At 49.2% G+C, this 13942-nt stretch carries 11 protein-coding genes and 1 riboswitch; of the genes, 6 read left to right on the forward strand and 5 right to left on the reverse strand.

Translation table 11 applies throughout. The features are described 5' to 3' along the window. Positions 1-34 precede the first annotated feature (34 nt). Both argS and L6442_RS31925 read right to left on the reverse strand, forming a co-directional pair. Positions 35-1714 (reverse strand): arginine--tRNA ligase, encoded by a 1680-nt coding sequence (argS, locus tag L6442_RS31920; RefSeq protein WP_212981139.1) that lies wholly within the window; start codon positions 1712-1714, stop codon positions 35-37. After that, positions 1711-2133: a YwiB family protein gene (locus L6442_RS31925; protein ID WP_194234937.1), complete on the reverse strand. Its 423-nt coding sequence runs from the start codon at positions 2131-2133 to the stop codon at positions 1711-1713. Before L6442_RS31925 ends, argS begins: the two co-directional genes overlap by 4 nt. A 304-nt stretch (positions 2134-2437) precedes the next feature. Here L6442_RS31925 and L6442_RS31930 point away from each other — a divergent pair, with 304 nt between their 5' ends. Further along, positions 2438-3022: a GNAT family N-acetyltransferase gene (locus L6442_RS31930; protein WP_194234938.1), complete on the forward strand. Its 585-nt coding sequence runs from the start codon at positions 2438-2440 to the stop codon at positions 3020-3022. 228 nt (positions 3023-3250) lie between these two features. Here the strand turns inward: L6442_RS31930 and speB are convergent, their stop codons facing one another. Together speB and speE are read right to left on the reverse strand one after the other, a co-directional pair. Next, entirely contained in the window at positions 3251-4120 is an 870-nt protein-coding gene (speB, locus tag L6442_RS31935) for an agmatinase (RefSeq protein ID WP_212981140.1), read from the reverse strand. Positions 4121-4135: 15 nt separating this feature from the next. Beyond that, positions 4136-4963: a polyamine aminopropyltransferase gene (gene speE / locus L6442_RS31940; protein WP_194234940.1), complete on the reverse strand. Its 828-nt coding sequence runs from the start codon at positions 4961-4963 to the stop codon at positions 4136-4138. A gap of 563 nt (positions 4964-5526) precedes the next feature. Here speE and L6442_RS31945 point away from each other — a divergent pair. Both L6442_RS31945 and L6442_RS31950 read left to right on the forward strand, forming a co-directional pair. After that, positions 5527-7611, forward strand: coding sequence for a transglycosylase domain-containing protein (locus L6442_RS31945; protein WP_212981141.1), 2085 nt, complete (start codon positions 5527-5529; stop codon positions 7609-7611). A 260-nt stretch (positions 7612-7871) separates the two neighbouring features. Beyond that, positions 7872-8933 (forward strand): endonuclease/exonuclease/phosphatase family protein, encoded by a 1062-nt coding sequence (locus L6442_RS31950; protein ID WP_212981142.1) that lies wholly within the window; start codon positions 7872-7874, stop codon positions 8931-8933. 280 nt (positions 8934-9213) lie between these two features. On the opposite strand, the gene L6442_RS31955 is transcribed toward L6442_RS31950, so the two are convergent. After that, a complete protein-coding gene (locus L6442_RS31955) occupies positions 9214-9723 on the reverse strand; it encodes a YwhD family protein (protein WP_212981143.1) in 510 nt (169 codons plus the stop codon). Between the two features lie 246 nt (positions 9724-9969). Between L6442_RS31955 and L6442_RS31960 the strand changes: the two genes are divergently transcribed. The 3 genes from L6442_RS31960 (at position 9970) to L6442_RS31970 (ending at position 13699) form a co-directional block, all read left to right on the forward strand. Beyond that, positions 9970-11952 (forward strand): M1 family metallopeptidase, encoded by a 1983-nt coding sequence (locus tag L6442_RS31960; RefSeq protein WP_212981144.1) that lies wholly within the window; start codon positions 9970-9972, stop codon positions 11950-11952. An 11-nt stretch (positions 11953-11963) separates the two neighbouring features. Continuing rightward, the gene (locus tag L6442_RS31965) at positions 11964-12797 is read left to right on the forward strand and encodes a hypothetical protein (protein ID WP_212981145.1); all 834 of its coding nucleotides are present in this window, start codon (positions 11964-11966) and stop codon (positions 12795-12797) included. 288 nt (positions 12798-13085) lie between these two features. Continuing rightward, positions 13086-13226, forward strand: a riboswitch (cyclic di-AMP (ydaO/yuaA leader). Between the two features lie 5 nt (positions 13227-13231). Next, complete coding sequence (locus L6442_RS31970) at positions 13232-13699, forward strand: C40 family peptidase (RefSeq protein WP_194234946.1); 468 nt, start codon at positions 13232-13234, stop codon at positions 13697-13699. Positions 13700-13942: the final 243 nt, after the last annotated feature.

The raw sequence follows: 13942 nt of genomic DNA on the forward strand, positions 1-13942 counted from the left end.
CATCTAAAGGCCGATTGATCCGCTCAGCAGCTCGCTACATTTGTTCCGGCGCGCTTACGCCCACAAGTCTGAGCATATTGGCAATGACCGTACGCACGGCGCCAAGGAGGGCAAAACGTGCCTGCGTTTGCGCAGCATCTTCCGTAATGACGCGCTGCGCTCTATAGTAGCTGTGGAACAGCGACGCAAGGTCATAAACGTAACGGATCATGCGATGAGGCGCATAGTTGGCCGCAGCCACGGCAATCTCCTCCGGAAGCTCGCCGATTTTGCGGAGCAGGTCATATTCATGTTCGGTATTCAGCAAGCTCAAATCAATTTCGGACAGCGGCAACAGCGTAATTCCCTGCTCCTCTGCCTGGCGGTAAATACTGCAGATACGGGCGTGGGCATATTGCACGTAGTAGACCGGGTTTTCATTGGAAGTGGAAACCGCCAAATCCATATCAAAGTCCAAATGCGAATCCATGCTGCGCATCGTAAAGAAGTAACGGATCGCATCAACGCCCACCTCTTCCATCAGGTCTTCCATCGTTACGGCTTTGCCTGTTCGTTTGGACATTTTCACCTTTTCCCCGTTCTGGAACAGGCTCACCATTTGGGCGATCAATACGATCAACTTCTCCGGATCATAACCGATCGCTTCCATAGCCGCTTTCATCCGCGGGATATATCCATGGTGGTCGGCGCCCCAAATGTTGATCACGCGGTCATAACCGCGCTCATACTTATTGCGGTGATACGCAATATCCGGCGTCAGATACGTGTAAGTTCCATCATTTTTCACCAGCACGCGGTCTTTGTCATCGCCGTATTCGGTGGTGCGCAGCCAAGTGGCTCCCTCCTGCTCGTACACTTGCCCTTTGGCTTTCAGCTCATTCAGAGACTCTTCAACCAAACCGTTCTGATACAGCGAAGTTTCGCTAAACCACTCGTCAAAGTGAACTCTGAACCGGTTCAGATCGCGCTTGATTTTGTTCAATTCCTTTTCAAGTCCGTACTGGCGTAAAAATGCGGTCCGCTCTCCCGGCTCCATCTGCAGCAGAGAGTCGCCTTTTTCGGCCACCAGCTCTTTGGCAAAACCTTTGATATCTTCCCCATGATATCCGTCTTCAGGCATTTCAGCATTTTGGCCAAGCTCCTGCAGGTAACGGGCTTCAATCGACTTGCACAGGTTCTCCACCTGATTGCCGGCATCGTTAATGTAATATTCCCGCGTCACTTCGTATCCGGCAAAATCAAGCACATTACACAGCGCATCCCCTACGGCCGCCCCGCGCGCATGGCCCAAATGCAGGCTTCCCGTCGGGTTGGCGCTGACGAATTCCACCTGCACTTTTTGGCCATTGCCGAGATTGGTACGGCCGTAATTTTCACCCTGCTCATTCACCTGCTGAATGATCGGATACAAGTAGCTTTTGTTCAACGTGAAGTTGATAAAACCCGGACCGGCAATGTCGGCTTTTTCAATGGAAGCCTTGCTCATGTCAAAATGCTCCAAGATCGCTTCAGCGATCTGGCGCGGATTTTTCTTCGCGATACGGGTCAACTGCATGGCGGCATTCGTGGCCAAATCCCCGTGAGACTTGTCCTTTGGCACTTCCAGCGCAAATACCGGCAGCTCTTCGCGGCTTGCGATCCCCGCAGCAACCACTGCGTCGGCAAGCGCTTCGGTCACCAGCTGATTAATATGTTCTAATGGATTGGTTGTCATTGAGTGTCCTCCTGTATATGCAAACTAATATTAAAATGTCCCGTGCATTCTTCATGGACGTACAGATCATAAGCCCAGCGGATCGTTCCTGCGGTACCGTTCAGGCGGATCTCCAGCAGGCTTGTCTGCGTCGAAAGATTAAACGAGGTATAGGGTGAACGATAAAAGCCCGGAAGCCTTTGCCCTTCCTGAAAGGACTGTTCCGATTCCACCGCACCGTGACGGATCATCTTCAGGCTGTCCGAGGTAATTTTCAGCAGCGTACGAATCTTTTGTCCTTGCAAATCCGTTTCCGGCTCCTCATATTTCAGATAGAGCGCACCGCCGCGCTCGAACACCTCGGCTTCCGTCTTCTGCACCACATCCTCGCCTTCATGGCGGCTTTGAAGCTGAATGCGGGCTTTTTTGGCATCCTGCATAAGTATACGGCTCCATTCTGTTTCTTTCCTATTGTAATACTATATCCAGTTCAGTGTCTCAATTCAACAGGAAGAGATATATTGAAAATAACGCTGCCGCCCCTTTCCCTTCTGCTATTATACAGCTTTCCACCTGCTGTTTTCATATTCTTTCGCCCCAAGCGGCCGTTGTATATCCAAATTGCGGGAAAGAATTTTTTAAAAAAAGGAAACCGGGACCGTCATGCGAATTTTAAGGGGTATCAGGATAAAAACAAGCATTTATACCTGCATCATCTTTCATAGATACTAAGGAGGTCATGGTTTGACACTATACAAGGATAACAATCTGATCATCCGGCCCGTTCGCGAGCAGGATTTGCCTCAATTATGGGAGCTTTCGGTCAAAGAAGAAGCGCCGGAATGGAAAAAATGGGATGCCCCCTATTACGAACATAAATCCACTCCCTTCGAAACATATATGGAAAGAAAGGAACAGCTGGTCGCACAGGACGACTTTTGGGCAATCGAGGTGGACGGGCAGCTGATCGGCACCGTCAGTTATTATTGGGAACATGAGCCTTCCCATTGGCTTGAAATGGGGATCGTTATTTATCATCCTTCCTATTGGAACGGAGGTTACGGAACACGGGCGATCACGCTTTGGATTCATCATCTGTTCCAAACCCTGCCCCTGATGCGCGTCGGATACACCACGTGGTCAGGCAATTACCGGATGATCCGCCTCGGCGAAAAGCTGGGATTTACGATGGAAGCCAGACTGCGGAAATGCAGGCTGTACAACGGTGTTTACTATGATTCGATCCGTATGGGAATCCTGCGCGAAGAGTGGGAAGATTTCGTGGAAAAAAACGGGTTATCCGGGATGCTGGAACATGCGGGCAAATGAATATACTTTCTGAGATCTAAAATAACCCCACAAAGTGGAGCCTATGCTTCGATGCTTATTCCAAATACTTTGCGGGGACCCCCAAAAAAACTTATAAATTCTATACTGCTAAAAAAAAGCATCTTAAAAGGTTCCGCCAGGATCAGACTTTCGTCATCCCTGGCGTTCCTTAAAAGATGCTTTTGGCATTGCGTTATATCATTCTAAGCAACCGAAATTCCCGAATCCCTACTTTACAAAGCCGAGCAGCATTTCACGAATCAGTTTGGCTGCCACAATTTGCGTTTGCTGAGTAGGATCGTAAATCGGCGCTACTTCAACCAAGTCGCAACCGACGACATTCACCGCGGAACCGGCAATCAGGTGAACGGCTTCCAGCAGCTCTTTGGAGGTGATGCCTCCGGCTTCCGCCGTACCCGTGCCCGGGGCTGCGGATGGGTCAAGCACGTCGATATCGATCGTCACATAAACCGGACGATTGCCCATTTTCGGAAGAGCTTCCTTCAGAGGAGCCACCACCTCAAACGGATGGAAATTAATATGCTCATACCCAAACTTAAATTCCTCGCGTGAACCGGACCGAATGCCGAATTGATAGATGTTCTTCCCGCCCATCAAAGCCGCAGCTTTGCGAACCGGCGTGGAGTGCGAAAGCGGCTCGCCTTCGTATTGCTCACGCAGGTCGGCATGCGCGTCGATATGGATCAGGATCAGATCCGGATATTTGGCATGCATCTGCTCGATGATCGGCCAGGTTACCAAATGCTCGCCGCCAAGACCGATCGGGAATTTATCGTCATCCAGCAGCTTGCCGACATATTCGCGGATAATGTCAAGGCTGCGCGATGCATTGCCGAAAGGCAGCAGCAGATCGCCTGCGTCAAAATAAGTGATATCTTCAATGCTCTTGTCCAAATAAGGACTGTATTCTTCAAGGCCTACCGACGCCTGACGAATGTGGGAAGGGCCGAAACGCGAACCGGGACGGAAGCTGACCGTATAGTCCATCGGCATTCCGTAAATGACAGCTTTCGAACCTTCATAATCCTCGGAACTGAGGATAAACACATTGCCGGAATAAGCTTGATCGAGTTTCATCGTGTCTATGGCCTCCTACTTCGTCAAATCTTCCACAAATTTGGGCAGTACAAACGCCGCTTTATGGAGGCGAGGCGTGTAGTATTTCGTATCCATTTCCGGAATATCCGCTTCGTTCACTTCGAGCGGATCGTGTTTTTTACTGCCGATCGTAAAGGTCCACAGACCGCTTGGGTACGTAGGAATGTTGGCCCCGTATACACGCACGATCGGGAAAATCTCCTTCACGTCGCGGTTTACCTTTTGAATCAGATCGGCTTTGAACCAAGGATTATCCGTTTGAGCTACGAACAAGCCGTCATCCTTCAGCGCTTCATAAATGCCTTGATAAAAACCGCGCTCGAACAAAGGCGCAGCAGGGCCTACAGGCTCGGTGGAATCCACCATGATCACGTCATATTCGTTTTTATGCTCGTGAATATGCATGAAGCCGTCATTCACATGCACCTCAACGCGCGGATCTTCAAGCTTGCCCGCGATCGATGGGAGATATTTTTTCGAATATTCGATGACCTTGCCGTCGATGTCGACCAGCACCGCCTTTTCCACTTCGGGATGCTTGATAATTTCACGGATGACGCCGCCGTCTCCGCCGCCGACCACAAGCACATGCTTGGGGCTTGGATGCGTGTTGAGCACAGGATGCGCCACCATTTCATGATAAACGAACTCGTCCTTTTCGGTGGTCATGACCATGCCGTCCAATAAAAGCATATTTCCAAATTCTTCAGTCTCCACCATTGCCAGATCCTGAAAATCCGTTTTTTCGTTTACATAGGTTTGTTTGATTTTAGCCGTAATCCCGAAAGCGGGGGTCTGCTTCTCCGTGAACCACAATTCCATCGTTATTACCTTCTTTCCGCTAGAATAGAGGGGATTTTGTTCAGTTGTTCCTTATTCCCGGATGATTCCGGCTGGGCTGAATCCCCGCTTTAGAAAACCGCCTTTTTTGCACAGCCTGTTTTCCATGAATTTCATGAGGGGAAAAGTGTTTCCTTGGATAAAAAATTGAATATTTAACCTCTAGAAATCAAACTTTCCGCCTGGCTTTCTTCTTCGAACATTCGGCATGCTAAATGCGGTCTGTCTTCTTAGAAAGGACGTCGATAAGACGTTTTTCTTATTGTACCAAACTATGGATGCTTAACACATCTTTTGCATTATACGCGATTGGGGAAATGGATGTAAAGAATGTCTATCCATAAACATTTATTACCAATACAGCCTTAATTCAGATTTAGTTTTTTTGATTTTATGATAACCAGTTGAAACCACCTTTCCCTCTCTTTTTGCATTTGTTCAACAAGCTTCCGTCCCTGTCAAACCACTGCTTTCACAAGTTCCCATCCCGCTTTCCTCCATGCTTGGCCGAGCAAAATGAATATCCCGTCCGCTCCTTTCCCATAATGAATGTATATAAATGGAAGGGAAGAAACGCCGTGCCGCAGTCACATAACTCGAAGCCCCGACGAAAAAGCCGGTTGGCCGCGTTGATCAAGCTGATTTTGGCCTCCATAATGGCCGTTGTTCTCGCTTTAGGCATCTTGTTAGGGTTTCTATACAATAAAAGTCTTCCCGTCGCTGACACCGACCGCAATTCCCGTCTGCTGGACAGCCAGGGCGGCATCGTCGCCACTTTCTCGGCAAGCGGCCGCAGATACGAGCCCGTGCAGCTCAATCAGATTTCGCCGCTGCTCGTTCAAGCAACGCTTGCTGTCGAGGACCGGAAATTTTATGACCATATCGGGTTCGATCTTAAGGGAATGGGCCGGGCCATTCTTGTGAATTTGAAGGAAATGGAACGGGCGCAAGGTGCCAGTACGCTAACCCAGCAGCTGGCGCGCAATCTGTATTTATCCCATGCCAAAACATGGACCCGTAAAATAAAAGAAGCCATGTATACCGCCCAGTTGGAGATGAAATACAGTAAAGACGAGATACTGCAGATGTATCTGAATGAAATTTATTACGGTCACGGTGCTTATGGCATCGAAGCCGCTTCGCTGATGTATTTTGGCAAACATGCCTCCGAGCTTGATTTGGCGGAAAGCGCAATGCTGGCGGGGATACCGAAGGGACCGACCTATTATTCACCGTACAACCATATGGATCATGCCAAGAAACGCCAAAGAACCGTCCTTGGCACCATGGTTGAAAACGGCGATATTACGCAGCGGGAAGCGGACATGGCCGCGGCCAAGGAGCTGCATCTCAAGCCTCAAGGCGGGCTGCAGGCCCGCATGGCGGCCCCCTATTTCCGCGACTATGTCAAACACCTGGTCACCAGCCAGCTTGGCATTAGCGAGGAGCTTTTGGATCACGGCGGGCTGAATATCTACACGACGCTTGATCCCGAAACGCAAGCCGCGGCAGAGGAGTCTGTCGCCCAGGGCATGGACCCGCAAAGCGAGCTGGAGACGGCGCTCGTCTCCATCGATCCCCGTACGGGCTATATCAAAGCGATGGTAGGAGGCAAAAATTATAAAACCAATCAGTTTAATCATGTGTTCGCCACAACGCGCCAACCCGGCTCGACTTTTAAGCCGATCATGTATTTGACGGCTTTGTCTTCGAAAACCATGTCGAGTCTGAGTACGTTCAACAGCGAACCAACCCTGTTTCGCTATGACAATAACCGGAAGACATACCAACCCAGCAACTTCGGCGGAAAATATTTAGGCGAGATCAATATGCAGGAGGCGATTGCGGCCTCGGATAATATTTATGCCGTTAATACGCTCCTGAAAGTGGGAACAGGCAATGTGATCGCAATGGCCAAAAAGCTTGGTATCGAAAGCCCGCTCAAACCCGTCCCTTCGCTTGCGCTTGGCACCTCGCCAATCAGCCCGTTCGAAATGGCCTCGGCTTTTGCCGTGATCAGCAACGGCGGCAAACGGATGCCGCCCGTCGCGGTAATTAAAATCACGGACGCCGCCGGCGAGGTGCTGTACCAGGCTCCCGAATCGAACGGCGAGCAGGTGGTGGATCCCGCTTCAGCCTATGTGCTGACCCATCTTATGGAGAGCGTATTCCAATCCGGGGGAACCGGAAGCCGCGTCTCTACGATGATCAAACGGCCTGTCGCCGGGAAAACCGGCACGACCGAAACCGATGGTTGGATGGTCGGCTACACGCCGGAGTTAGCCACAGCAGTCTGGGTGGGTTATGACAAAGGCCGGAACATCACTACGCTTGACGGACACCGCGCCGCTCCGATTTTTGCCCGGTTTACCGAAAAAGCGCTTGAACATGCGCCTCCACGGATTTTCGCCATCCCCAGCGGGGTTGTTACGGTATATATCGATCAGGAAACCGGCAAATTGGCAACCACAGATTGTCCAGACAAAAAACTCCAAGTATTCGTCGCAGGCACAGAGCCGACAGAGTACTGCCCGACTCACGTGGGAGAACACAGCAATTCAAACAATAAGTCCGAAAACACCGTGAAGCATTCATGGTGGGACTCCTTCAAACGTTGGCTGACAAGATAAAGGATTATAGGGGGCCTCCTCTGACGGCATGCAAATGACCTAGAGGAAGGCCTTTTTTACATATCAGAATTTCCGGGGTCCCCGCAAAGTAATCGGAATAAGCTTCGAAGTCGACACGTCACTTTGTGGGGTTATTTTATCTGGACCCCGCCCATTTCCGCGTGATACATTAGGGATGCATTCAAGAAGCGTATCAGAATATGTTCGGCTTTTCTTATCAAAAGCGGACTTTTTAAACAACCTCATAAAGGAGTTTTTGAATGGTTAGAAAAATGCTGTGGAGCCTGGGCGGTATTCTGCTGGCGGCCGTGCTGCTCGTCGGCGGCTTTTTGCTGTACGTGACTTTGACCGACTACAAACCGAAGCCAACCGAACCGGTTGCGGTCGCAAATAATCCGGAACGGATGTTAAAATCGGGAGACCCTTTTACGATCACCACCTTTAACATCGGGTACGCCGGACTGGATCAGAATGAAGATTTCTTCATGGATGGCGGGACTCATTCCCGTTCAAGCAGCAAGGAGCAAACCCTGACGAATCTGAACGGTATCGGAAGCTTTTTAACCAACATGAACTCAGGCATCATTTTGATCCAAGAGGTTGATGTCAAATCGTCGCGTAGCTATGACGTGAACGAGGTTGACGCGCTGCAGGCCGTTCTGCCGGATTACGGTCTTTCCTATGCGGATAATTACAAGGTGCCGTGGGTGCCTGTACCACTGCTTCATCCCATGGGCCATGTCCACGGCGGAATCATGACGCTTTCCAAATACAAAAGCACTGCTGCCACAAGGTTTGACCTGCCCGGCAAAGAAAAGTGGCCCCGTCAGCAATTTGATTTGGACCGCGCCTTCATCGAAAACCGGATTCCCGTGGAAAACGGCAAAGAGCTTGTCCTCGTCAATCTCCACCTGTCGGCATTTGATAAAGGCGGAAGCATCCGCAAACAGCAGCTGCAGTTTTTGGGAGAATATATAGCGCAGGAAGCGAAGAAGGGAAACTACCTTATCCTGGGCGGGGATTGGAACCACTCGCTGCCCGGTACCGATCCCAAGGCATTCCAAACGACTCAGGATTGGCCGGAGTGGCTGCAGCCTTTCCCCGAGAGCTTCAAGCCGAAGGGCTTTGAGTGGGCGGTGGATAAAAACACGCCTTCGGTTCGGACAGTGGATGTCCCATATCGGGAAGGCGTGAATTTCCGGGCTGTCATCGATGGATTTTTAGTCTCGCCGAACGTGGAGATCGTCAAGGTTAAGGGGCATGATTTAAAGCATGAATTCAGCGACCATAATCCGGTAACTGCCGAATTCCGGCTTAAATAAGCCTCCGCATGCAGCACGGCAGAAGCACAATAAACGATCCACAATCTCAACAAAATAATCCCACAAAGAGTATCGGAAAGAAGTAAGGGCGCCTCTCAAAGAGGGGCGCTTTTGCGGAGCAAAAGTACGGAGTGAAGCCTTTGCTCCGATGCTTATTCCAAATGCTTGCGGGAACCCCAAAAAATTTATAACCTCTAAAAAGGGTCTGCCCTGCTTTGCCTAACCACAGCAAACTACCCGGCAGACCCTCTTCTATTTCTTTGTACGGCAGAAACTGCAATTACGCTTCGAGAGCCTGCTTCAGTTCTTCAGGGGATCTTTCCCACCATTCTTCGTTATGGGAAACGAGCAGGTCTTTAAGAAGCTTTTTCTCCTCGGAGCCGAGCTCATCCAGCATAAATTTGCGTTTTAGCGAGGCATCCATCCGGTTGACATGATCCGCGAGGATTTTCCAGCCCCGGCGCGCTTCCTCATCAATCCACATTTCACAGGCGGTTGCCCCGCCGTAGAATTGGCCTTCTTCATTACGGTCCACCGCTACCCATACAATCCACACCTGGCGTCCATTCGGCACATCTTCACGATTTCCGGAAAAACGGATCCGGCGTTCCGGCTTGCTCTTGGCATGCATGGCACCGATATCGATCACGGCTTCGCCACGGTCAATGATTACCGGCGAAATGTTGTTCAGGTCAATGGAACCCGCTCCAAACCCCATTTTATGTTTGCTTTTACCGCTCACGATATTCAGGGCAATCTGTTTCTTGCCTATCTGCTCCTTGTTTTCCATTTCCGTGTTCCTCCTATTAGAAAAACGTCTATCGAACGGCCCCCGCAAAAAAGCGCTTCTCGGCCGGGTGCGCTGTCCGAATAGGCGTCCTGCTCTTCATCATTTTTATTAGGGGCGATTAAGAAAATGGCTGCTCAATTTTCCTGATCGCGCCTTATTGAACAACTTAATTTTATTTTAACTAATAATCGCTGGAAAGCCAACATATACATGCTGTAGATGCTTGTCAACGGGAGGTATTCGTATATGGCACCAGCACGCGCCAAAATCGTCATTTCGTCGTTACTAGCCCTATGTCTCCTGCTAGCAGGGGCAAAGTGGCTCATCTCCAGGGATACACCGGAATCGCAGCCTTCCTACGCTCCGGATCAGGCCAAGCCTCCCAAGGTATCCACCCCAATGGTACAGGAAAGCGTACAGAAACCGACAGCCCAGATCCTCAGCAACCGGGTTGTGGAATACCATATTGACACCACGCTCGATCCTGAGAACCGCGTCATCAAAGGAACTCAGACTATGACATGGTCCCACCCCGGCAAAAAAACGGTAGGCGAGCTGTACTTCCATCTATATCCCAACGCCTTTTCATCAATGGACACCACTTTCATGAAAGAATCCGGAGGCAGACTCCGGGATGACAAAATGCCTACAGACGGCTTCGGTTCCATGACCATTACGGATATGAAAACTTCGGAAGGTCTTTCCCTCATGCACCGCATGCAGTATGTTCAGCCTGACGACGGAAACGTAAAGGACAAGACCCTGGTAAAAGTTCGGCTCCCCAAACCTGTCAAGGGTGGAGAGAGCATCACGCTCAGTATCCAGTTCGAAGTCAAATTGCCCAAAATCTTCGCCCGAATGGGCACTGCTGATGAGTTTGTCATGGCCGGACAGTGGTTTCCCAAAATCAGCGTTTACGAACCCGTAGGCCTGAGAGGCCGTACGACGGAAGGTTGGAATCTGCATCAATACCATGGCAACTCCGAATTTTACTCCGACTTTGGCATTTATAGCGTCCGAATTCATGTACCTGCCAACTACATTGTCGCAGGCACCGGTATTATGCAGTCCTCCCAAATCCGAAACAAGGAAAAAATCTATCAATTTTATGCGGATGATGTGCATGATTTCGCCTGGTCGGCATCGCCGAATTTTATTTATGCCGAAGAGCCGTTCTCCTCTGCCGAAGTGCCGGGCGTGAGAATCAAGCTTTATTTGGACCCTGTCCACAAGGACCTTAAGGAAAGATACTTTTTTGCCGCCAAATCCGCGTTGAAATACTTCAGCAAATGGTACGGAACTTATCCTTATTCGACATTGTCCATCGTCGTTCCGCCCGATTCCGGCAATGGCGCCGGCGGTATGGAGTACCCAACGCTGGTCACGGCCTTCGGAGCCAAAGATGAATCACCGGGTTATGATCTCGAGCGCACCGTCATTCATGAAATTGGACATCAATATTTTTACGGCATGATTGCAAGCAATGAATTTGAAGAAGCCTGGCTGGATGAAGGTTTTACCTCTTATGCCGAGGATAAGCTCATGGAGCAGGAATATGGCGTCATTCCGAATTTGCCTATACAAGCCTCCCTGATCTCATCCCCGATGTCTTTAACGCAGGAGGCATGGAAATACGGTTCGCAGGATCAATACGCCTTGAATGTTTATTATCGCGGCAAGCTGCTGCTGAAGGCGATGGAGCAGCAGGCCGGAAGCCAAACCATGAATAAAATTATGAGGACTTACGCCCAAAAGTTTCGGTTTAAGCATCCCGCCACGGCGGATTTTCAAAAAGTGGTCGAGCAGGTCACCCGCAAATCATGGCAAAACTTCTTCGACCAGTATATTTACGGCAAGCAGATGGCCGACTTCGCGGTCGATTCCATCTCAGTAAAGAAAAAAGAGGGCGAAGCCGGTCCGGTTTACGAATCCACAATCAAAATATTAAAAAAGGGCGGCGACTTCCCGGAAGTTCCGATCCGGTTTACCTTTACCGACGGCCATACCTTGAACAAGGTCTGGAACGGTTCGGGCGACAGCGCCGAATACAAGTTGGAATACAGCGCTCCGCTCGCCTGGGCGATGGTTGATCCTGATTACTCGATCGTGATCGAGAACAAGCATATCAACAACTATTTGAAGGCGGACATGGATAAAAAGGTGCTGATCCGCTGGAACGCTAGCATCACCAAGCTGATTGAGACTCTGCTTGGAAGTCTGTCCTGGTGAGGTGAGAACTGGTGAAAGCACATATTGCAAATGGCTGGAAAAGTCTAAAAAACCAATTTTATATCGTCATTCTTCTCTTTTTATACCAGCTGATCTGGGGATACTTCTTGTACCGCCTGGTTCATTCGGCCGTCACACCGCTGCTGATGCGATATCCCGATCCGCCGCCAAATGAAATAAGCCAACTGCTCTACTATATTGAGGGCAAAATGAGCCTCGCTACGAGCGGGAAGGTTCATATGTACCTTGGAATTCTGCTCCTCATGTTCCTCATCCGCCTGCTTCTGACGCCATTTATTCATGCCGGGATTTTCCATGGGCTGCATCGGGAACGCGAAGGCGAGATCGGTCTGTATTTCTTTCAGGGAATGAAACGCCATGGGAAAACCGTGCTTTTATTTCATCTGTTCGAATGGGCGCTCATGGCCGTCCCGGCTTACTGGATTGTACTCAAGGTGTATCGAACTATCCTGAGCGGTATGCCGATGGAAACCATAGCTCTGCAGCTTCTTCCATATATAGCGGCCTGGCTTTTATACAACTACATCATTCACCAATTGATCCTTTTCATGCAGTTCGGCAAAACCGGCGGCACGGGCCTGCTGGCTCCCCTGTGGTTATGCTTGCGCGGCGCGCTGCCCCTCATCGCTATTTCTGTTGTCCTTGGTATGATCAGTTTGCTCCTATTCGGTCTTTTTGCAGGCATTTCATTTTTCTGGTCCGGAATCATTGCTCTCATTTTGCTCCAAGGTCATCATCTGGTCAGCTGTACCATGAAAATTTGGGGCATTTCAGCTAAGTTTGATCTTTGGCATCATCAGGCACATAGGAGCTCAGAGGAATAAAAACTAGAATAAAGGTTAAATTTTTGTCATTACTTCAATCCCATGATAAAAGAAAAACCCCACCCTTTTTGTTAGAAAGGGGCGGGGTTTTGTCGGTTTTTATCGGTTCATGGATTTGCAAATACAGCAATCCTCTGTTAAAATAATCCGAGTAAGACTTAGTAACAAGTTTGTAATATTTGCTGTAACTTTTCAAATTCATTTCATTCATGCTGTAACGATTTTTCAACGAAAAGAAACCGAAAGAAGTCAATGGATAAAATAACGAGTTAACGATTTATAAGGTGCAACGATTAAAGGCCGAATTCCTTGGCACCGGGAAGCGGGGGAACCATTTATGGGTGAATTGATCTCGCAGTCGAGGGATCATAGGGGGCGACCTTCTACCGAATCCTTTAGCTAACTTCGCAGGCAACCGGAAGGGGTTTATTTTTTTGAAAAAGAAGTTTGCAGCAATTGCACTTGGCGTAACACTTATGTTTTCGATGGGAACCGGCAGCGCTTTTGCGAATTCATCATTAAACAGCGTTGTTCATAAGACCGTCGGCGTTTCATACAAAACTGGCGGATCAACCACTAAAGGATTTGATTGTTCCGGATTTACGCAATATGTATTGAAAAAAATGGGCGTTTCCGTTCCGCGCCAATCCAATGCCCAATTCAGAACTGGCACTCCCGTCTCCAAAAGCCAACTTCGCGCAGGAGATCTGGTATTTTTCAATACGACTGGCGGCGGCGTTTCCCATGTTGGTATCTATATTGGGAATGGAAGCTTTGCACATTCATCCTCTTCCAAAGGGGTTACGATCAGCAAGCTTAGCAACAGCTATTTCGCCAAACGCTACATAGGCGCAAAACGAGTTATGAGCAATGCCAAATATAAGGCAGCAGCCTTCAATTAAAATAACTTCATAAATGTTTACGATCTGGCCCGCAAACGGATGATTTTTGCCGAAATCACCTTGCGGGTTTCTTACTGTTTCGTGCTCATACTTATTAGACGAATGAGACGCGCAAAAGGTAACAGTTTTTCAAAAAAAACTTTTTGATAATTTTTTCCTGTCCATTTCCATTTACCCTGTTTATCCAACAAATAAACATCTTTTCCTATTATATGTTCTATAAATCCGCCCTTTCTTATGAAA

This window comes from Paenibacillus azoreducens, assembly GCF_021654775.1.
GTDB lineage: Bacteria > Bacillota > Bacilli > Paenibacillales > Paenibacillaceae > Paenibacillus_AQ > Paenibacillus_AQ azoreducens.

Coding starts and splice junctions, on each gene's coding strand:
- argS (WP_212981139.1), bottom strand. CDS start 1,714: ATGACAACCAATCCATTAGAACATATTAATCAGCTGGTGACCGAAGCG.
- L6442_RS31925 (WP_194234937.1), bottom strand. CDS start 2,133: ATGCAGGATGCCAAAAAAGCCCGCATTCAGCTTCAAAGCCGCCATGAA.
- speB (WP_212981140.1), bottom strand. CDS start 4,120: ATGAAACTCGATCAAGCTTATTCCGGCAATGTGTTTATCCTCAGTTCC.
- speE (WP_194234940.1), bottom strand. CDS start 4,963: ATGGAATTGTGGTTCACGGAGAAGCAGACCCCCGCTTTCGGGATTACG.
- L6442_RS31945 (WP_212981141.1), top strand. CDS start 5,527: ATGAATGTATATAAATGGAAGGGAAGAAACGCCGTGCCGCAGTCACAT.
- L6442_RS31950 (WP_212981142.1), top strand. CDS start 7,872: ATGGTTAGAAAAATGCTGTGGAGCCTGGGCGGTATTCTGCTGGCGGCC.
- L6442_RS31955 (WP_212981143.1), bottom strand. CDS start 9,723: ATGGAAAACAAGGAGCAGATAGGCAAGAAACAGATTGCCCTGAATATC.
- L6442_RS31960 (WP_212981144.1), top strand. CDS start 9,970: ATGGCACCAGCACGCGCCAAAATCGTCATTTCGTCGTTACTAGCCCTA.